Source organism: Streptomyces sp. V3I8 (assembly GCF_030817535.1).
In the GTDB taxonomy this organism is placed as follows: domain Bacteria; phylum Actinomycetota; class Actinomycetes; order Streptomycetales; family Streptomycetaceae; genus Streptomyces.
The window spans coordinates 5,928,055-5,947,733 of the sequence record NZ_JAUSZL010000002.1; the positions used below are offsets into that span (position 1 = coordinate 5,928,055).

17 protein-coding genes and 1 pseudogene are annotated in these 19,679 nt (G+C 74.1%); 5 read left to right on the forward strand and 13 right to left on the reverse strand.

The features are described 5' to 3' along the window. Window positions 1-39 precede the first annotated feature (39 nt). Window positions 40-1,416 carry an SLC13 family permease gene (locus QFZ75_RS26295; protein WP_307540719.1) on the reverse strand — a complete coding sequence of 459 codons (1,377 nt, stop codon included), beginning with the start codon at window positions 1,414-1,416 and terminating at the stop codon, window positions 40-42. Between the two features lie 181 nt (window positions 1,417-1,597). Here QFZ75_RS26295 and QFZ75_RS26300 point away from each other — a divergent pair, with 181 nt between their 5' ends. Beyond that, entirely contained in the window at window positions 1,598-2,365 is a 768-nt protein-coding gene (locus QFZ75_RS26300; RefSeq protein WP_307540721.1) for a FadR/GntR family transcriptional regulator, read from the forward strand. A gap of 121 nt (window positions 2,366-2,486) precedes the next feature. Here QFZ75_RS26300 and QFZ75_RS26305 read toward each other — a convergent pair whose 3' ends face one another. After that, window positions 2,487-2,993, reverse strand: a complete 507-nt coding sequence (locus tag QFZ75_RS26305; protein ID WP_307540723.1) for a helix-turn-helix domain-containing protein — start codon at window positions 2,991-2,993, stop codon at window positions 2,487-2,489. A 110-nt stretch (window positions 2,994-3,103) separates the two neighbouring features. On the opposite strand from QFZ75_RS26305, the gene QFZ75_RS26310 reads away from it, so the two are divergent. The 3 genes from QFZ75_RS26310 (at window position 3,104) to QFZ75_RS26320 (ending at window position 5,096) form a co-directional block, all read left to right on the forward strand. Continuing rightward, window positions 3,104-3,889, forward strand: a complete 786-nt coding sequence (locus QFZ75_RS26310; protein ID WP_307540725.1) for an SDR family oxidoreductase — start codon at window positions 3,104-3,106, stop codon at window positions 3,887-3,889. 25 nt (window positions 3,890-3,914) lie between these two features. After that, on the forward strand, window positions 3,915-4,274 hold the full coding sequence (locus QFZ75_RS26315) for a nuclear transport factor 2 family protein (protein ID WP_307540726.1): 360 nt from the start codon (window positions 3,915-3,917) through the stop codon (window positions 4,272-4,274). Between the two features lie 150 nt (window positions 4,275-4,424). Next, window positions 4,425-5,096 carry a peptidase E gene (locus tag QFZ75_RS26320; RefSeq protein ID WP_307540729.1) on the forward strand — a complete coding sequence of 224 codons (672 nt, stop codon included), beginning with the start codon at window positions 4,425-4,427 and terminating at the stop codon, window positions 5,094-5,096. Between the two features lie 72 nt (window positions 5,097-5,168). Here the strand turns inward: QFZ75_RS26320 and QFZ75_RS26325 are convergent, their stop codons facing one another. Continuing rightward, window positions 5,169-5,969 carry an inositol monophosphatase family protein gene (locus tag QFZ75_RS26325; protein WP_307540731.1) on the reverse strand — a complete coding sequence of 267 codons (801 nt, stop codon included), beginning with the start codon at window positions 5,967-5,969 and terminating at the stop codon, window positions 5,169-5,171. Between the two features lie 139 nt (window positions 5,970-6,108). Further along, window positions 6,109-7,200 carry a MerR family transcriptional regulator gene (locus QFZ75_RS26330; RefSeq protein WP_307540733.1) on the reverse strand — a complete coding sequence of 364 codons (1,092 nt, stop codon included), beginning with the start codon at window positions 7,198-7,200 and terminating at the stop codon, window positions 6,109-6,111. A gap of 158 nt (window positions 7,201-7,358) precedes the next feature. On the opposite strand from QFZ75_RS26330, the gene QFZ75_RS26335 reads away from it, so the two are divergent. Next, window positions 7,359-8,231: a RimK family alpha-L-glutamate ligase gene (locus QFZ75_RS26335; RefSeq protein ID WP_307544793.1), complete on the forward strand. Its 873-nt coding sequence runs from the start codon at window positions 7,359-7,361 to the stop codon at window positions 8,229-8,231. Between the two features lie 4 nt (window positions 8,232-8,235). Here QFZ75_RS26335 and QFZ75_RS26340 read toward each other — a convergent pair whose 3' ends face one another. The 9 genes and pseudogenes from QFZ75_RS26340 to QFZ75_RS26380 form a co-directional block, all read right to left on the reverse strand. Then, entirely contained in the window at window positions 8,236-8,859 is a 624-nt protein-coding gene (locus QFZ75_RS26340) for a hypothetical protein (RefSeq protein WP_373465946.1), read from the reverse strand. Further along, window positions 8,828-9,685 (reverse strand): FkbM family methyltransferase, encoded by an 858-nt coding sequence (locus tag QFZ75_RS26345; RefSeq protein ID WP_307540737.1) that lies wholly within the window; start codon window positions 9,683-9,685, stop codon window positions 8,828-8,830. The genes QFZ75_RS26340 and QFZ75_RS26345 overlap by 32 nt, the downstream gene beginning before the upstream one ends. Then, window positions 9,682-9,984: a Trm112 family protein gene (locus QFZ75_RS26350; RefSeq protein WP_307540738.1), complete on the reverse strand. Its 303-nt coding sequence runs from the start codon at window positions 9,982-9,984 to the stop codon at window positions 9,682-9,684. Before QFZ75_RS26350 ends, QFZ75_RS26345 begins: the two co-directional genes overlap by 4 nt. Further along, on the reverse strand, window positions 9,896-10,903 hold the full coding sequence (locus QFZ75_RS26355; protein WP_373465947.1) for a hypothetical protein: 1,008 nt from the start codon (window positions 10,901-10,903) through the stop codon (window positions 9,896-9,898). Before QFZ75_RS26355 ends, QFZ75_RS26350 begins: the two co-directional genes overlap by 89 nt. 3 nt (window positions 10,904-10,906) lie before the next feature. Beyond that, entirely contained in the window at window positions 10,907-11,647 is a 741-nt protein-coding gene (locus tag QFZ75_RS26360; RefSeq protein WP_307540740.1) for a class I SAM-dependent methyltransferase, read from the reverse strand. Window positions 11,648-11,675: 28 nt separating this feature from the next. Continuing rightward, complete coding sequence (locus tag QFZ75_RS26365) at window positions 11,676-13,022, reverse strand: condensation protein (RefSeq protein WP_307540741.1); 1,347 nt, start codon at window positions 13,020-13,022, stop codon at window positions 11,676-11,678. Continuing rightward, window positions 13,019-17,544, reverse strand: a pseudogene (locus tag QFZ75_RS26370) (alpha-(1->3)-arabinofuranosyltransferase). The gene QFZ75_RS26365 and the pseudogene QFZ75_RS26370 overlap by 4 nt, the downstream one beginning before the upstream one ends. Next, window positions 17,541-18,368: a class I SAM-dependent methyltransferase gene (locus tag QFZ75_RS26375; RefSeq protein WP_373465948.1), complete on the reverse strand. Its 828-nt coding sequence runs from the start codon at window positions 18,366-18,368 to the stop codon at window positions 17,541-17,543. The pseudogene QFZ75_RS26370 and the gene QFZ75_RS26375 overlap by 4 nt, the downstream one beginning before the upstream one ends. Next, window positions 18,365-19,516 carry a glycosyltransferase family 4 protein gene (locus tag QFZ75_RS26380; protein ID WP_307540743.1) on the reverse strand — a complete coding sequence of 384 codons (1,152 nt, stop codon included), beginning with the start codon at window positions 19,514-19,516 and terminating at the stop codon, window positions 18,365-18,367. Before QFZ75_RS26380 ends, QFZ75_RS26375 begins: the two co-directional genes overlap by 4 nt. Window positions 19,517-19,679 lie beyond the last annotated feature (163 nt).

The window sequence follows — 19,679 nt, forward strand, 5'->3', positions numbered from 1 at the left end:
GTCCGCACCGGCGCCTGCTGCGGGCGGCCGGTGCCGGTGTCACCCCCAGTCGGGTACCACCAGCACGAGCCACACCACGGCGGGCACCACGGCCACCACGACCCCTCCGTACATCATCAGCTGCCGGAAGAAACGCTCGCGGTCGACATCGGGTGCCGCGGCGAGGACCAGGGCCCCGTTGGTCGAGAACGGGCTCACGTCCACCACGGTCGCCGACACCGCGAGCGCCGCCACCATGCCGACCGTCCCGATCTCGCCCTGCGCGAGGAACGGCACCGCGAGCGGGATCAGCGCTCCCATGATGCCGACGGAGGAGGCGAAGGCGGAGACCAGCGCGCCGATGTAGCAGAGCAGTACGGCGGAGAGCAGCGGGACGCCGAGGTCGCTGACGCCCTCGCCGGCCCAGTCGATCGTGCCCATCTCGTCGAGGACACCGACGTACGTGAGCACACCGCAGATCAGCAGGACCGTCGGCCAGGCGATCTGGCCGACGGCGATGCGGCTGTCCTGCGGCCAGCAGGTGCTGAGCAGGACGGCGAGGGTGATCGAGGTGAGCCCGGCGTCCAGGTCGAAGGCGAGCACGGCGACGACGAGGGCCACGAGGGCGGCGAGGGTGGCGATGCGGGCGGGGTCGAGCCGGAAGGCGTCGTCGGCCTCGCCGCCCTCGTCTGTCCTGTTTGCCTCGCCGCCCTCGTCCTCCGGAGCGTCCGGGGCGCCCGTCGTGCCGGTGACACCCGTAGAGCCGGTGGTCCTCGTGGTCTTCACGGCTTCCGTGGTCTTCGTGGTCGCGGTCTTGACGCGTTCCTCGGCGCGGCTCAGTTTCAGGCCGCCGAACAGCACGAAGACGACGCAGGCGATCACGAGGTTGACGACGAGCGAGGCGAGGAAGAGGGCGATCTCGTTGCCGGGAAGGCCCTCGCGCTCGACGATGCCGTTGACGATCGACCCGTAGATGCTGATGGGGGAGAAGCCGCCGGCCTGGGCGCCGTGGACCACCATCGCGCCCATGAGCAGCGGGCTGATGGAGTACCGCGCGGCGAAACTCAGGGCGATCGGCGCCACGATGGCGACGGCCGCCGGACTGACCGCGCCGATCGCGGTGAGCGCGCCGGTCAGCACGAACATCACCCATGGGATGAGCACGACCCGGCCGCGCACGAGCCGGATCGAGGCGTGCACCAGCCAGTCGGTCGTGCCGTTGGCGCGGGCGATCGCGAACAGGTACGTCACGCCGACGAGCACCACGAAGAGGTCGCCGGGGAAACCGGCGAAGATCTTGTCGGTGTCGAGGTCCGCCACGAGTTCGCCGACTCCGAAGGCGGCGGCGAAGGCGAGGGCGCCCATGTTGACGGAGCGGGTGGTGGCGATCACGAACACCACGACGAGCACGAGGATCGATATCAGTTCGGCGGACATACGGGCTCCCGTCTTTGGGTCCCAGGACGGCTCGGCCGGTCAAGTAGCTGACTGGTTGAGTGGCTGAGTGGCTGAGTGGCTGAACCACATTGGGCGGGCGCTGTGGAGAGCGTCAAGAGAGATGACGTAAATTGGCTCAGCCACTCGTCCACAGACCGAGAGGTACAGGGGGAAGACCGACATGACCGACCCACTGCGGCCCATGGGGTCCAAACCGCGCCTGTACGAACAGGTCCTCGACCGGCTGCGCAGTTACGCGGCCGAGGGCGGCCTGGGGGCCGGTGACCGGCTCCCGACCGAGCGCGACCTGGCGGCCAGACTCGGTGTCAGCCGTGCCTCCGTGAAGCAGGCCATAGTGGTCCTGGAGGTGCAGGGTCTCGTCGAGGTCCGCCATGGCGGCGGCACCTATCTCCTGCGGGACACCCTCGACGCCGAGCCGGTGGAGCAACTCGTCGACCGGCGGCGCCGGTTGCCCGACGTACTCGATGCCCGCGAGGCCCTGGAGACCAAACTCGCGGAGCTGGCCGCCGAGCGCCGCACCGACGAGGACGTGGCCGCCATGGACTCCGCCCTCGCGCACATGCGGGCGGAGATCACGGCGGGCGGGCACGGGGTGGAGGGGGACCGGCTCTTCCACGCGGCGGTCACGGCCGCGGGGCACAGCGCGATCCTCGCCGAGTTCATGCGCTCCCTCACCGACCGGATCACCGAGAGCCGCCACGAGTCGCTGCGCCAGCCGGGCCGGCCCGTCCGTTCCCTCACCCAGCACCGGACGATCTTCGACGCGATCGTGGCCCAGCAGCCGGGCCGGGCCGCCGCCGCGATGCGCCGCCACGTCCAGACGGTGGCGAGGGTACGGCTGCTGGACTGGGACCCCGAGGACCCCGAGGACCCTGGGGCGCCCGGGGCGCCCGGGGCGCCCGGGGAGAAGGAGCCGCAGGGCTCCTGAGGGCCACGGGGCGCCGAGGGCCGGGACGGGCACGTTGATCGGTCCGGTTCGGCCCGGTCTGGTTCGGCCCGGTCCGGTTCGGTCCGGACCGGGTCGGCGGCTCCCTTCGGCCGGGGCGGCCTCACGCCTGCGCGGAGCCGGCCGGCCGTGCCTCGTACCGGTGGCGCATGGCGTCACTCGCCGCGGGGCCCGCGGTGAAGACGTAGGCATCGCTGTCGTCGAGCCGCCGGCCCGTCCTCGCGTCGACGACGACGGGCTCGACCTCCTCCCCGCTATGCGCGTCGACGAGGATCATGCTGCGTTCGGCGGGCGCGAGGCGGGAGTTGCCCCACGCGGCCAGGGCGACGACCACCGGCCGGAGGGAGCGCCCGAGTCCGGTGAGGACGTACTCGTGGCGTACGGGGTTGGTCCGGTAGGGCCGGCGCTCCAGCAGTCCGTCGGCGACGAGGGTCTTCAGCCGGGTGGTGAGCATGCTGGAGGAGATGCCCAGACTCTCCTGGAACTGGTCGAAGCGCGTGTAGCCGTCGAAAGCGTCGTGGAGGATCAGCAGCGTCCACCACTCACCGACGTGTTCCACCGTCGTGGACAGGGGGCACTCCCGGTCCTCCAGCCTGATCCGACTCGCCATGGTGGCCATCCCCTCAGTTACTGCTAAAGTCGAAGTTACTAGCTTCTATTTTAGCAGTAACTGAGAGGGGGCGGTGCCTTCTGTGCCCGCGCCCGGGAATGGAGCGCATCATGGCCGTGTCCATCAGCGAATCCCTCGAAGGCCGACGTGCTCTGATCACCGGCGGCACCAAGGGAACCGGCGCCGCCGTCGCACGACGTCTCGCCGAGGCCGGCGCGACCGTACTGGTCGCCGCCCGCAGCCGCCCCGACGACGTCGAGGAAAAGGCGTTCATCGCCGCCGACCTGTCCGGCGCCCAGGGCGCCGCTCATGTGGCCGCCGAGGTGGACGCCCGTACGGGAGGCGTCGACATCCTGGTCCACTCCCTTGGCGGCTCCGAGGCGCCGGCCGGAGGGTTCGCGGCGCTCGGCGAGGACGACTGGACCAGGGAGCTGAACACGAACCTGCTGGCCGCCGTCCGCCTGGACCGCGCCCTCCTGCCGCACATGATCGCCACGGGCAAGGGCGCGATCGTGCATGTCACCTCGATCCAGCGCCGTATGCCGCTGTGGAACGCGACCCTGGCCTACGCGGCCGCCAAGGCCGCCCTGAACACCTACAGCAAGGGCCTGGCCAACGAAGTCGCCCCGCACGGCGTCCGCGTCAACACCGTCTCGCCCGGTTTCGTGCAGACCTCGGCCGCCGACGGCCTCGTCGCCCGGATCGCCCACGACGCGGACATCACCCGGGAGGCGGCGCTGGGCCGGCTCATGGACTCCCTGGGCGGCATCCCGCTGGGCCGTCCCGACCGGCCCGAGGAAGTGGCCGAACTCGTCGCCTTTCTCGTCTCCGACCGCGCCTCGGCCATCGTCGGCGCCGAGCACGTCATCGACGGCGGCACCACCCCCACCGTCTGAACCCGTCACCACCCCAAGGAGCGTCATGCACGACAACCGGCCCCGCACCAGCGCCTCGGACACCCTGCCCGAGGTGATCACCCGCTACCTGACGGCGCACCGCGCCCACGACACCGCCACCGCGCTCACCGCGTTCACCCGTGAGGCCACAGTGGTCGACGACGGCAACACCTACGAGGGCACCGGGGCGATCGGGGAGTGGCTCGACCGGTCCACCACCGAATTCACCTACACCGTCCGTCTCACCGCCGCCCGGCGGACCGACGCGACCCACTACGTCGCCACCCACCACCTGGAGGGCGATTTCCCCGGCGGGACCGTCGATCTGCAGTACCGCTTCACACTCCGCGACGGCCTCGTCGAACGCCTCGTCATCGAACCCTGAGGGCACGGCTTAGGCTCGCTCACCACCACCGCAGCCACCACCGCAGCCACCACCGCAGCCGCAGCCACTGCCACGTCCGCCGCGCCCACCAGGCCGCCCACCGTCCTGGCCACGTCCGGCGGGCACCGGGCCGGTGGCGGCCGGACCAGGGTGGAGTTCGACGCCCTCGTGCACCACGCGGTCGACCTGTCGGGCGTGCACGGGCGCCGGCCCCGCGTGATGTACGTCGGCACGGCGATCGGGGACGCCGAACACTTCACGGCCCGCATGAGCGAGGCCGCGCGCGTGGCGGGCTTCGACCTGACCCCCCTCCAGCTCTTCCCCATGCCGAACCTGGACGACATCGAGGGCGCGGTCCTGGAGCAGGACGTGGTCTGGGTCATGGGCGGCTCGGTGGCGAACCTCCTCGCGGTCTGGCGGGTGCACGGCCTCGACGGCGTCCTGCGCAGGGCCTGGCGTTCCGGTGTCGTCCTCAGCGGCGTCAGCGCGGGCTCGATCTGCTGGTTCCAGGGCGGCACCACGGACTCCTTCGGTCCTGAACTCCGCCCCGTGACGAACGCGTTGGGCTTCCTCCCGTACGGCAACGGCGTCCACTACGACACGGATCCGGGCCGCCGCCCCCTGGTCCACGAACTCGTCGCGAACGGCATCCTGCCCACCACCCACTGCACCGACGACGGAGTGGGCCTGGTCTACCGCGGCACGGAACTGGTGGAGGCGGTCACGGAGATCGCGGGCAAGGGGGCGTACGTCGTGACGCGGGAGGGCGACACGGCCGTGGAGGAACGCCTGGAGCCGCGGCGCCTGCCGGCGATCCCGTAACCGGACCGGACCGGACCGGACCGGGCTGGACCGGATTGGACCGGACCGGATTGGACCGGCCCGAGCGGAACGCTAGTTCGGGCGGCGCACCATGGACATCAGCAGCCCGTGGGTCTCGTCGTCGGCGGCGGCCACGAGTCCGCGGGCCCCTCTGCCGATCGGGGTACCGTCGATCCCGGTGACGACGCAGCCGGCGGCCCGGCACACAGCGATGCCGGCCGCGAAATGCACGTTCCCGGAAAGGTCGCCGCCATCGGTGACGTACGCGGCGCGCCTGCCGGCGGCGACCCAGGCCAACGCCAGCGTCGTAGAGACGACGCGCGGTCGGAAACGTTCGGCGAACCGGGGATGGGCCAGCAGGTCCACGGCCCGGAATCCGGGCGCGCCCGGAAACGGCGGATCCAGGTTGACGTCCACCAGGCGGGTGGCGGGCGTGGGCGTCAGCGGCGCGTCCTCGGACCCGTCACGCCGCACCCAGGCGGCCTCCCCGTCCGTGAAGAACACCTCGCCGCTGAACGGGTCGGCCACCGCCGCCGCCCCGTCGCGCAGCGCCACGTTGACGGCCACCAGCATGTTCCCGACGGCATAGTTCAACGTGCCGCACAGAGGATCCACCAGCCACTGGCGCGCGGCGTCGCGGGCACCCCGCCGCCCGCCTTCCTCCCCGAGCACCGCGTCGTCGGGCCGTGCGGCACGGATGAGGGCGAGAATCGCCTCCTCGGCCTCCACGTCGGCGGCGGTGGCGAAGTCCCCCGCGCCCTTGTCGATGCGGTCGAGCCGCCGGCCGTACATGGCGCGGACCACTTCCGCGCCGGCCAACGCCCCGGCTGTCGCGACTGCGGCATCGTCGGAACCCGCACAGAAGTCGATCACGCCGTGCAGCCTATCCGGGCTGTCCACCGCGGCTCGGTGCCGACCGGATCCCCAGCCCGACGGAAGCCGGCGACGGCTGCTCGACCAGCCCGGATTCGTCCGCACCGCGCCTTGGGTTCCCCGCCTCTTGCGCTTCTCGCTACCGGGAACCGGCCCGCACCACGTCCGCCACCACGCAGCTCACGTTGTCCGGGGCGCCGGCGGTGTGCGCCGCCGTGATCAGGGTCCGGGCGGCCTCGGCCGGGTCGGGGGTCGTGGTCAGAGTCTCCTCGAGCGTGGTTTCGGGGACCACGCCGGACAGGCCGTCCGAGCACAGGAGGTAGCGGTCGCCGGCCAGCGCGTCGTGCAGGCGCAGGTCGGGGGCCGGGGCGGAGGCGTCGCCCGTCAGGGCCTTCGCCAGCAGGGTGCGCTGGGGGTGGGCGGTGGCCTCCTCCGGGGTCAGGCGGCCCTCGTCGAGCAGGGACTGGACCAGCGTGTGGTCGTGGGTGATCCGGAAGAGGCCGCCGTCGCGCAGGAGGTAGGCGCGGGAGTCGCCGATGTGGACCAGGGCGAGCCGGGAGCCGGTCCACACCATCGCCGTGAGGGTGGTGCCGGTCCGCGGGTCCGTCGGGCCCGCCACCTCCCGGACCGCCTGCGCCGCCCCCTGGACCGCGTCCTCCAGCAGGTTGAGGACGCTCCCGGCCGGCAGCGGTTCGTCGTCGAGGTGCTTCAGGGCCTCGACGGCCGCCCCGCTCGCGGGCGCGCCCCCGGAACCGAAGCCGTCCGCGACGGCCAGCACGCGGGTGCCGGCGTGCACCGTGTCCTGGTTGGCGGGGCGGACGAGGCCGGTGTCGGAGAGGGCGGCGTAGCGCAGTTCCAGTGTCGTCATGGTGGTCTCCCTGGGAGAGGAAGGGCCCGCACGGGGGCCCGTCAGGTGGTCGACGAGGAAGGACGCCAGGTCGCGGCGGGCCGTCATGTCCGCCTCGGCCCGTGCCCAGAACGCGCGGACCTCCCGCGCGGCCTCCGCCGGTCCGAGTGCGACGACCTCGCGGATCCCGGCCAGCGGCATCCCGAGCCGGCGCAGCCACGCCACCAGGCGTGCCTGCTCCACCTGTTCGGGCGCGTAGTGGCGGTAGCCCGTCCGCGGGTCCACCCGCGCGGGGCGCAGCAACTCCAGCTCGTCGTACAGCCGCAGTGCCTTCGGCGACAGCCGGCTCGCCCTCGAGAAGGCCCCGATCGTCATCGTCGTCATGGCGTTCCTTCCGTCCTGCCACCGATGCTGTGGCCTCCCCGAAGGGGAAGGTCAAGCGGCCCGGACCGGTTCTCGGACCGGTTGTTACTGTGCGACCGGGACCACCGGAGCCGACACACCGCCGACAGACCCAAGAGGAGCCCGCCGTGGCACGCAGCATCCCGCGCATCGCACTGGTCACCTGCCAGGAGGTGCTCGCCAGCGGATACGACCGCGACCTGCCCGTCCTCGCGGACGCGGTGCGCCGGGCCGGGGCGGACGTCACCGTCGTGCGCTGGGACGAACCCGACGTCGGGTGGGGCGGCTTCGACCTCGTTCTCATCCGCTCCACCTGGGACTACACCTGGCGGGCCGCCGAGTTCCTGGCCTGGGCCGATCGGTGCGGGGCCGCGACGACGCTGGCCAACCCGCCGGAGGTGGTGCGCTGGAACGCCGACAAGCGGTACCTGCGCGACCTGGCCGCCGCCGGGGTGCCCGTCGTCGACACCCGCTACCTCGCCCCGGGCGACCCCGCCGACCTGCCCGGCGACCGCGAGTACGTCGTCAAGCCGACCTCGGGGGCCGGCGCCCGGTACGCGGCCCGCTACGCACCCGAAGAACACGACACCGCGATACGGCACCTGGAGCGCATGCACGCCGAAGGGCTCACCGCGATCGTGCAGCCGTACGTACGCAGCATCGACACGGCCGGTGAACGCGCCCTGCAGTTCCTCGGCGGGCGTTTCCTGCACGCCATCCGCAAGGGCGCCGTCCTGGAACCCGGCACCGCGTTCGACGAGAAGAAGGTCCCGCACCCCAACCTGCGGCCCTGGGAGCCGACCCCCGCCGAACTCGCCGTCGCCGAGCGGGCGCTGGCCGCCGTTCCCGGGGCGCCCGAGCTGCTCTACGCCCGCGTGGACCTGGTGGACGGCGACGACGGGGCGCCCCGCGTCATGGAGCTGGAACTCGTCGAGCCGAATCTCTTCCTCTTCCTGCACGAGGAGTCGGTGCCCGTCGTCGCCGAGGCGATCGTCAAGGCCGCCGTCGGGTGACCGGTCACCAGCTCGGCCCGCGGACCGTCACCCGCTGCAGCAGCCCCCACGTGAACTCCGCCACGCACTCCCGCCGGACGCCGTCGGAGGCGTCCGGGCCGGCCGGCGCCGTGAAGGCGAGGCCCCACCGGGTCGGCGCCGAGCCCTCCAGCGGCCGGGCCGGTGCGAAGGCGCGGGCGGCCTCGTCGACCGTGCAGGACCAGGGCGTCAGGTCGTCCGGCGTGCGCAGGGCCGGGGCGGGGGCTCCCGGGGCGCGGACCAGCCACTCGTTCCACGCCACGCCGCCCGGGGCCACCAGCACCTCGAAGCGCAGGTCCGGCCAGAGGGGGACCGGCCACAGGTGTGCCTCGCAGGACAGGTCGCCGATCCGGCGCGGCGTCACCGACTCCGGCTCGCCCAGGATCGAGCGGTAGCGCGCGACGGCGCCCCGGCTGCGGGGCGCGTGCCGCATCGCCTGCCAGCGCCGGTTGGCCTCGCGCATCAGCGCGGCCGAGGCACCCAGCGCGTGCCGGGCGTCCTCCACGAGGTCCGCGTTGTGGTCGGCCATCCGGCGCAGCAGGACCAGCTGGAAGTCGAGCGGGGTGAACGGGGCGGCGCTAGCCGGTTCGGCGGGAGGCATGCCCCCCATCGTCCCGTACGGGCTCCACCTGCCGTGCGCGCCGCACGTCTCCCGCGTGCCGCCCGCCCGGGCGGCGGCCGTCGGGGAGGAAGAGCACCGAGTTCACGTACCGGACGTACCCCGGGCCGCGGAAGGACAGCACCCTGCGCAGCAGGCCCTGCGCGACCACGTGCGAGGTGCGCGCCTGGTGGGCCTCCAGGTCGAACGAGGACAGCGGCAGCCAGGTGGCGCCGGGCAGCACCCAGCCCGCGTACCCCCGCTCGGCGAGGTGGGACACCACCGGGCCGACGGGCTGGATGCGGGCCTCCAGCTCGATGAACAGGGCCGGGCGGTCCCGGGCCAGCAGGGTCTTCGCCCCGCGCAGCACGGCGAGTTCGCCGCCGTCGACGTCGATCTTGATGAAGCCCACGTCGTGCAGGTCCAGGCTGTCCAGGGTGAGGCAGCGGACGTTCAGGGCGCGGGCGTGGATGTCCCGCCGGACGAGGGACGAGACGCCCCGGTCGCCCTGGTCGCCGGGCGGCAGCCAGAGGCGGGCCGTGCCGGGCCGGTCGCTCGCCGCCGCGTGGACGACCCGGACGTTGCCGGGGGTCGCGGCGGCGAGCAGCCGGGCCAGGTGCGGGACCGGCTCGACCGTCACCACACGGCGCGCCCGGCCCGACAGACGGCGGGTCCAGGGGCCGTACCAGCCGCCCACGTCGACCGCGGTGCCGCAGCCGGGCGGGCACAGGTCGCCGAGCCGGGCCAGCTCGGGCTCGAAGCGCGGATAGACGGACCGGGCGGCGGCGGCGACCAGCCGCACCGGCACGAACGGGGCCAGCCGGGCTGCCAGGGTCATGAGGTCATCGCCCCGGGTTCCTGGGGCCCGGGGCGCGAACCGCTGAGGTCGCCGCCTGCGGTGATGCGCAGCAGCAGTTCCTCGTGCTCCTCGTCCGTCACCTGTTCGCCGGAGGAGGGCAGGAGCTGCGGGATGCCGTCCACGATCGGGTAGCGGCGGCGCAGCCGCGGGTTGTAGAGGGCGCCCTCCGTGCCGTCCGGGCCCCCGCCCTCACCCCCCGTCCCCTTCTCGAGGAGGTGCAGCGGTCCCTTGTCCAGCGGGCACGCCAGTATCTTCAGCAGCGGGTCGTCGGGATTCATGGATCGGTAACTCCCTTTCGGAGGACGGAGGGGGTGGCTTCGGCGGCGCGTCGTGCTTGGGCATCGCGAGGAGCACGCAGACCGCCAGCGCCGTACCGCCGATCCGCAGCGCCAGCCGCAGCGGATCGGCGGGCAGCGCCTCGCCGAACGAGAGCGTCCCGAGCACCGCGGTGAACAGGCAGGTCACCGTCGTGCAGACCGGCACGATCAGCGAGGCCCGGCAGCGCTGCAGCGCCGCCTGCGACATGACCAGGCCGAACACCCCGGTGAACAGCAGGAGGTACGGGTACGGGGAGCGCAGCAGACCGAGCAGCGCGCCGCCGAACCCGCCCGTGGTGAGGTGGCTCGACACGCCCTTGATGGCCAGTGAGCTGACGCCGTACAGCAGGCCCACCGCCACGCCGTACTCGACGCCCGTCGTCGGCATGCGGTGCCGGTGGCGGGCCCGGCGCTCGGCGGACCCGTACAGCCAGACGCCGAGCGTGAGCGACGGTACGCACACCAGCAGGATCAGCGGGGCCGGGGCGCTGCGGCTGACCGTGTCGGAGCCCTCCTTCAGGGACAGCACCACCATGAGGAGCGCGAGCAGGATCGCCCCGAGCGCGTACCGTTCGCGGCCCGAGGTCTCCTCGCCGAGCAGCACCGAGGAGAGCAGGACGAGGATGACGAGCCCGGAGACGAAGATGCCCTGCGCGGCGGCGATCGGCAGGGTGCGGTAGACGACGAGCTGCGCGCCGAAACCCGACGCCAGGGCGAGGGACCCGCCGATCCACAGCCAACTGCCGAGGACCAGCCGCAGCAGGCGGGCCGGCCGGCGCACGCTCACCTCGGGCAGTGCCGCGAGCGCCCTCTTCTCCAGCACGAATCCGGCGCTGTAGAGCAGGTTCGCCACCAGGGCCGCGACCACTCCCCACCACATGGTCTACGTCCTGCGCGCGTGCAGCAGGAGGATCGAGGCCATCGACGGGACCCGGCACGCCAGCCGGTCCAGCGGGCGCAGCGGGCGCGGCACGCCGTGGAAGGGCGCGCCGCGCAGCGCCACGACCTCGAAGCCCGACGCGGCCACGAACTCCCGCAGCGCGCGGGCCGTGCAGAGCCGCAGGTGGCCCACCACCTGCGAGCCGGGGCGCCCGTGGACGGCGCGCAGGCTCACCTCGGAGAAGACGGGCTGGACACCGGCGAGGAGCAGCGCGCGGTTGTACCAGGCCGCCAGGTTCGGGGTGGAGAGCATGAGATGACCTCCCGGGCGCAGGATCCGGTGGATCTCGTCGAGCGCCGCGTCCGGGTCGACGAGGTGCTCGACGACCTCGCTGAACAGGACGGCGTCGGCGCAGGCGGCCCCGAACGGCAGCCCGCCGTCGGTGAGTTCGCCCCGTACCGCGTACGGGATCCGGGCGCGGGCGCGGCCGAGGGCGTCCTGGGACCAGTCGACGCCGACGATGCGGTGGCCGGCGAGGACGGGCGCCGCCGTCGCCGCGGCGGTGCCGTCGCCGCAGCCGATGTCGAGGACCGTGCGCACGCCGGCGGTGGCCGGGCCCAGCGCGGCGGCGAGCATCCGGGCCTGGCGCAGGCTGCGGGGCGTGCCGGAGGCGACCGGGACGGCGGGGTCCTCGTAGAAGTCCCGCAGCCCGTGCGGGGTCCCGCGGGGCGGCGCCGTGGTCATGGGGCACTCCCCGGGCGGGGTTTCGTGGTCATGGGGCGCTCCCTGTGCCGTGCTGCGTCGCGTGCAGGTAGTGCTCGAAGAGGTCCCGCAGGTGGCTGCCGTCGCCGTGGCCCAGCAGGGCGCGGGACCAGCGGAACGCCACGTGCAGGCGGCCCGCCGTGGAGGCCGTCGTCACCGTCAGCCCGCGCGGCATGCGGGCCGGCGCCGAGAACCACACCGCGTGCGCGCGCCCCGCGCCCTCGCCGAAGTCGAGGGCGTACGGAACACGGCCGATGTTGCTCAGCAGGGTGGTCGACGTCCAGGGTCCGGCGGCCTTGCGCAGGCCCCGGGTGAACGCGGCCCGCCACGCCACGGGGACCACCGGCGCCGTCAGCAGGGAGGCGCCGTGGCCCAGTTGGGGCCGGGGCTGTGCCTTGAGGGCGCGGGTGCGGTCCGCCGTGCGGCGCAGCAGGGCGGCCATGTCGGAGGCGTCCAGCTCCTCGGGGGCGAAGGGGACCTCGACGAGGCGGGTGCCGTTGCCGATCGGCATGTCCGTGCCGCGCGGGCGGTCGTCCACCGGCATGGTGATGCGCAGCGGGCGCGGACGGGCGCCGTGCTCGCGGTTCCAGTGCGTGATCATCAGCGCGGTCGCGGCCATCAGCTGGTCGTTCACGGTGTACGGGGCGCCCCTGGGCCGGTGCGGGACGCCCAGCTCGGCGACGAGCATGCCGTTGCCGTGGTGGCCCGGGGGCTCCGGCGTCCCGTGCGCCACCCGGGCCGGCGGCGCCCAGGTGGAGGGGGTGTCGGGGGCGCGCGGGGCCTCGGCCGTGGTGCGGGTCGGGGGCGCGGCCGGGGAGTTGTCCCGGCCGCCGTACAGCTGCGCGGCGGTCGCCAGGACCCGCAGACAGGCCGGGCCGTCGAGGGCGGTGTGGTTGATGGTGAGGAAGAGGACCGTGCTGCCGGGACGGTCGGCGCCGGCGGTCCGCGGTACGCGGACGACCTCCAGGCGGACCGGCGGCGAGGCCGAGAGCGGCGGGGCGTCGCGCAGGGCCCTGTCCCGGGCGTGCTTGAGCGCGTCCCGGTCCGGCGCCGGGAACAGGACGGCCTCCACGTCGGCCCCGGGGGTGAGCTCCCACTCGTACCGGCGCCCGTACCAGGGGCGGGCCGCCTCGCGCATCAGGATGCGGGGGTGGCTGCGCAGGGCCCCGGCGAACGCCGTGCGCAGCCGGTCCGGGTCGAGGTGGCCCGGGAGGTGGACCTCGATGTGGACGGTCTCCGGTTCCTCCTCCTGGAGGCAGTGCCGGGCGACCTCGTCCACCACGGGGAACGGGATGCGGGCGGGCGGGCCCACGGGTCCGTCCGTGCCGTCGCGTGCGGGGTGGTGCAGCGCGGTCATGTCGGTCCGTCCTCCTCGTTCTCACGGCGGTCCTCGTGGCCCCCGGGCCGCGCGGCTCCCGCCTCCCCGGACCCGCGCTCGCGGAACGGCGTCCGCACGGTGGGCGGGTCGGGCTCCGGCCCCCGCCCCCCGGGCCCCCGGGCCGACACGGTCGGCCCGGCCCCACCCGGCACGAAGGGGGGCGGCGGCGCGCCCGGTGCTCCGGGAGCCCCGGATGCCTCGGGCGGGCCGGACGTTCCGGGTGTGCCATGCGTCCCGGACGTGCCGGGTGTCGCAGGCCCCGGGTACTCCCCCCGGGCCCGTTGCGGCAGGGGCGCCGTCGGGGCCTCGGAGGCCGGTGGCGGCGGGCTGCCGTACGGGCCGCCGGAACCCGGTGGCGGGGCGTCGGCGCCACCGGGCGGTGTACGCCGTCCCGCCGACCGTCACCAGGCCCGCGAACAGCCCGACCAGCGCCAGCAGCTGGGCCGTGCGGCCGAACGCGCCGGCGCCCTCGGCGACCGGCTCCCCGGCGCCCGTCGCGGCGGCGATCCCCGCCCCCGCGAGCGCGAGGAACGCGAGGGGTACGAGCAGGGTGTGCCGCCGCCGGGCCAGCAGTGCCAGCAGCGGTACCAGCAGCGCGAGGAACCCGGCGATCACGATCCCCACCAGGGTGAGCGCGACCGTGCCCAGGACCGGCCCGGGCGGGGGCGGTGCGGGCGACGGCCCGTCCGGGTTGGGCGAGCGGCGCCGCAGGAGCACGAGCCCGGCGAGCACCAGGACCGCGAGCCCGCCGCCGATCAGCCCGGCCTCGTACACCGTGGACGGTCCGTACGAGAGCTTGACCGTGCCGCCCTCGCCCGCCGGGATCCGCCAGCCCTGCTGCCAGCCGTCGAGCCGTACCGGGTCGAGCTCGCGGCCGTTCAGCGTGGCCTTCCAGCCGTCGTTGAAGTTCTCGTACGTCGTCAGGTAGGAGGCCGCGCCCGAACCCACGGTCACCTCGCGGCGGTCACCGAGCCAGTCCCGTATGCCCAGTTCACGCTCCAGGGCGGTGGGTGTGGTGAGCGCGCCGCGGGTCAGTGTCACGTCGGCGACGGCCAGCGGTCCCGCGTCACCCGCCTCGACCCGGTGGTTGCCCGTGCCGAGCGACAACTCGTCCCCGGTCCTGCCTTCCTGGCAGAGCGTCAGCTGCACGGGCCGCCGCTCCACGAGGTCCCCCACCGTGCCCTCGGCACTCGTCTCGTACAGCTCGTCGTCGACGGCCAGTGTCGGCCCCTTCCCGCAGGGCAGCTCGAAGGGGCGGGAGGCGACGGCCACCGGGGTGCGGTACCGGTCGGTCAGGGCCGGAACGTACGCCTCGGTCAGGCCGACCGGCAGTTGCAGGTCCTCGTCGGCGAGCGGATTGTGGACGGTCAGCGGAGCCGTCTCGGTGACGGTGATCTCGAGCCGGTCCGTGGTGATCGGCTCGAAGCGGACGAGGCCGTTCTCGTCGACACCCGCGACGGCCGCGCCGTCCGGGGAGCTGATGTTCACCTCGGTGGGCCGGGTGGACAGTCCGCCGGCCGGGGCGAGGACGACCTCGCCCACGGCCTGCTTGTCCGGCCAGCTCAGCCGGACGGTCGGGTCGTCACCGGCGATCCACGCGGTGGTCAGGTCGCCGTCGGTGAGGTTGCGCGGTGACAGGCCGGTGCCGAGACGGGCGGTCGAGCCGGCGCTCGCGGTGACGCGGTCGCGCTGCTCGGGCGCCACGTCGTACAGCAGCGTGTCGAGCGCGTCGCCCGGTACGGGGATCGCGCTCGCCGCCACCGTGTACGTGCCGGCCGACCGCGAGGTCCAGCGGCGGTGCAGTCCGGTCTCCGTGCCCGTCGGGGAGAAGCTGCCCGGGTCGGTGGCCCGGTGCAGGGAGATCGTCTCGGCGGCCGCGTCGGCGCCCTCGGCGTCCCTCGGGAGCCGCAGCAGCCGGGTCACCTGGACGTCCGGGACGCCGATCTCGGAGAAGCCCGCGCCGGACAGCCCGGCGTGCCGGGCGGTCGAGTCGACGACGGTGACCTTCAGCCAACTCGTCGGGCCCTCGGGTGCCTTGATGCGCTGCCGTGACCCGTCGGCCCGCAGTGTGCTGGTCCGCGAGCCGCGTTCGGTCTGCACGCGCACCCGGGTCGGAGCCGAGCGCACGCTCTGCTGCGGCAGCGGGGTGACCCGGATCGATGACGGGATCTCGGTCTTCTCCGTGAAGCCGATGCGCAGCCACTGCCCGTCGGCCGAGCCCACCGCGCCCTCGGCCCACGCCGTGTCGGGGTTGCCGTCGAAGGCGTTCACCGGGTCGTACTGCGGAAGGTGGTACAGCCAGTTGCCGCTCGACGACGCGGTCACCGAGCGCGCCCCGCGCAGCTCGGCCACCGTCTGGTGCCGTATCCCGTCCGTCGGCAGGATCTGGTGCGGCTCCTCCCCGGCGTCCTGGTAGCTGCCGGAGTGGTTGCGTTCGCCACGGGTGTACGTGTACGAGGTGTTGCTGTCGACCAGGCCGAACCGGGTGTCGGCGCGCCGCAGCCCGTCCCCCACCACCTGCAGGCCGGGGGTGCCGAGGCCGGGATGGCTGTCGCCGGTCAGCACGGTCGCCCGGGCCCGCAGCGCGGGGTCGGCGGCCAGCGGCAGCAGCGCCTCGGGTCCGCCGGACACGACGGCCGTGTCGGCGACGGACTTCAGCCCGGCCTGGCCGGGCCGCGGCACGTCGGCGGCGGGCTCGTAGATCTCGACGGCCCGCTGGCGCGGGTAGAGCCCCTCCACCTGGACGGGGGTGTTCTCCGCGATGCGCCCGTCCGTCATCAGCGGGCCGAATCCGGTCGTGCGCCGGTAGCCCGACTCCTCCAGGGTCCGCTTGACGGTCACGGTCGGCAGGTGGCCGAGCTGGTCGGGGTCGAGGTCGTTGCGCACGACGACGTAGTGGACACCGGCCCGGCCCAGGTAGTCGCCGAGGCCCGGGACCGCGCCGCCCGTCAGCAGGGCCTGCTGGACCGCGTCCATCGCGCGCCGGTTGCCGGGGGTGCCGAACGGCACGTAGTCCCGCTGGGCCCAGCGGGAGCCGGCGAGCACGTCGAGGGGCTGGTCGATGGGGTCGCCCCAGGTGTAGAGGCCGTGCGCGGTGGCGGGCACGACGAGGGCGCGGGAGTCCGGCGAGTACTTCTCCAGCCAGCCCGCCGTGGTCTTCCAGTACTTCGGCAGCTCCTGGAACGAACCCGGCTGCAGGATCGACCCGTTGAGGTAGGGCCAGGCCAGTCCGGGAAGGACGAGGACCGCCGCGACCAGGGGCGCGTACCGGCGGCCGCGTACCGGACGGGCGCCCCGGGTCCGGGCGGCGACCTCGGCCAGGTGCGCCAGCCCGAGGGACAGCGCGAGGGCGGGCCCGGTCTGGAACTTGTAGATGTTGCGGAAGGGGACGAGCCAGCCGTCCAGCCAGCCCTGGACCACCCCGTGGAAGGGCGCGCCGAACGAACCGCCGTACCCGGCCAGGGTGATGAGCGCGGCGGTCAGCACGGTCAGCACCAGCCAGCGCCGCTCGGGCACGTCCCGCCGGGCCAGTCCGGCGAGGCCGAGGCCGGCGGCCAGCGCCGAGGAGACGACGGCGACCACCGAGGCCGTCACGGTCCAGCCGGCCGGCAGCCAGGCCTCGTTGAAGTGCAGGTAGGCGACCCAGTTGCCGGCGCCGCGCAGGGACTCCGTCGCTGACATGGTGTCCGTGGTGGTGCGCGCGCTCTCCACGTACGGGAGGAAGTTCTCGCCGTAGACGCCGAGCAGCAGCAGCGGTACGACCCACCAGGCCGTCGCCAGGAGTACGCCCGGCACCCACCAGGCGATGAGTCCGCGCTGCCGTGGACCGCGCGGGCGGGACAGCAGGTACAGGCCGACCGGCAGCAGGGAGGCCAGGGTCGAGGCCGCGTTGACCCCGCCCATGAAGGGGATGACCAGCGCCGAGCGCAGGGCGGCGACCCGGGCGCTGTACCGGTCGTCGGTCAGCGGGAGCAGCACCCACGGCAGGAAGGCGCCCGGGAGCGCGGCGGCCGAGGTCGAGCCGACGACGATCGTGAACACCGGCCACAGCGCGTAGACCACCGCGCCGAGCAGCCGGGACGCGGAACCGCCGACGCCCAGCCGCTCCGCGAGCCGCAGCGCGCCCCAGAAGGCGACCGACACGACGATCGACATCCACAGCCGCTCGGACAGCCACACCGGCAGGCTGACCAGGTCCGTCAGCCAGTAGTACGGCAGCATCGGGAAGGCGTAGCCGACGTACTGGTCCGCGATGCCGCCGAAACCGCCCTGGTCGTGCCAGAGCTGGCCGAGGTCGGACAGGAACCGCCCGGGGTCGAGTGCGACCCCGAGCTTCGTGTCGAAGGTCTGCCGGCCCGGGTCCACGGCCAGGGAACAGCACGAGGACCACGGCCCAGAACCCCAGCAGCCACCGCTTCGACCGGGGCCCCCGCTCGGGGCCGGGGTCCGGGGCGAGGGGGCGGGTCGCCGCCGGGGGAGGGGCCTGGACCGTGCTGGTCATGGACACCGCCGGAGGATGAGGAGGAGGTTCCAGGTGGCGAACTCGCGCAGTCCCGGCGCCCGGGCGACGGCCTGGGCGAGGAACGGCCAGTAGCGGGAGCGCGCCGAGACGACCAGGACGTCGTCCCGGGCGCGCACCTGCCGCAGGGTGGTTCCGATGTGCACGGCGAAGAGGTTCTCGCCGAGGGTGTGCTTGGCGGGCCGGCCCGTACGGCGCCGGTAGCGGGCGCGGGCCCGCTCGGCACCGAGATAGTGCCAGGGCGCCCATTCGTGACCGCCCCACGGGGACAGCCAGTTGGTGAACGACACGTAGATCAGTCCGCCGGGCCGGGTGACGCGGACCAGCTCGCTGAGGAAGGTCTGCGGGTCGGCGACGTGCTCCAGCACGTTGGAGGAGAAGCAGACGTCGGCCACCCCGTCCGCGAGCGGCAGCAGGTATCCGTCGGCGACGACGGACCCCTGCGGCGGCTCGGGACCCAGCTCACGCACGTCGGGCTCGAAGAGGTGGCCGTGCGCGCCGCGCCGGCGGAACTCCGCGGTGAAATAGCCGCCCCCGCCGCCCACGTCCACGACGGTCCGGCCCCGCACCGGGCCGTCGTACGCCTCGACCTGGTCGGCGGCGTCGCGGGCGAGCAGCGAGTAGCAGGCCCCGGGGTCGTCCTGCTCGTGGCGGAAGGCGCGCAGGAGCGCGAGGGAGCGGCGCAGCGAGGGGTCCCGCAGACCGGTGCCGGGCCCGGGGGCCGCGCCCCGGAGCCGAAGGCGCTGCCGCCGGGGCGTCCCCTGCCGGGGGAGCTGCCGCCGTGCGGACCTCCGCCGCAGGATCATGGTGTCCAGCCCTTCACCGCCTCGGCGGCCACCGCTCCGAACTGGCGTACCGTGCGGCTCCAGCGGTACTGGGCGGCGCGGTCGCCGGCCGCCCGGCCCAGCAGGGTGCGGCGGTGGGCGGACAGCGCGAGGGCGCACCAGGCCGCGGCGAACGAGGACTCGCCGCGGGCCAGCAGGCCCGTCTCGCCGTCCACGATCGAGTCGCGCAGGCCGGGTACGTCGAAGGCGATGGCCGGCGTCCCGCGGGCCGCGGCCTCCGTCACCACCAGGCCCCATCCCTCCACGGCGGAGGGGTGCAGCAGCAGCCAGGCGGCACAGAGCAGACGGTGCTTCTCGGCCTCGCCGACGTGTCCGGTGAACTCGACGCCGGGGCCCGCGAGATGCTGGAGGCGGGCGCGCTCGGGGCCGTCGCCGACGATCACCAGCCGGCCGCCGGTGACCGGGCGGACCCGTTCCCACAGGCGCAGCAGCAGGTCGATCCGCTTGTACTCGACGAGCCGTCCCATGGCCAGGAACATCGGCTCCGGTGAGCGCGGGGCGGGCGGGCCGGGCTCCTCCACGCCGTTGTGCACGATCCGGATGCGCTCGCGCTCGACCCCGAGCGCGTGCAGGGCCTGCGCCGTCGACGGGGAGACGGCGACCAGCAGGCCGTGGCGCTGCGCGCCCGCCAGGGCCCAGTGCTCGAGTCTTCGTCCGAGCCGGGCGGCGGGTGCCAGCGGTCCGCCGAACCGCATCCGCCACAGGTCGGTGTGCACGTGGTTGACGAGACGCAGGGTCGGTCCCCGGTGCCACAGCGGTGCCAGGTACGGCATGCCGTTGCAGACCTCGACGAGCAGGTCGCAGTCGCCGACCCGGCGCTGGAACGTCGATCTGGCGCGCAGGTAGTGGCCGAGGTCGCCGCCGGCCGACACGACGCGGTAGTCGCGGTAGGACGCGGGGCCGCCGCACAGCAGGGTGACCTGGTGGCCCAGGTGGGTCAGCCCCTCGGCGAGTCTGTCGACGAGGAGTTCACTGCCGCCCGCGGCTTCGTTGCCGAAGTCACGACGGGCGAGGAAGACGATGCGGCGCGGCTGTGGGGGAAGCGCCGGGTGTCGCTGCGCTGAGCTGGGGAAGGCGGCGCGCAACGACGAAGGCACGTGCTGGGGCATGGGTGCTCCAACTCGTCTCGGGGTGCGGAACCAGCGTGGGGGTGGGGGGTTGTCGGTACGGCTCGGGGCGTTCGACGGGTGATGAGCTCGACGAGCTCGGTGTGTGTGACGTGTGTGACGTGTGCGGTGTGTTCGGGCCGGTCGTTCTGTTCGGCGGAGGTCG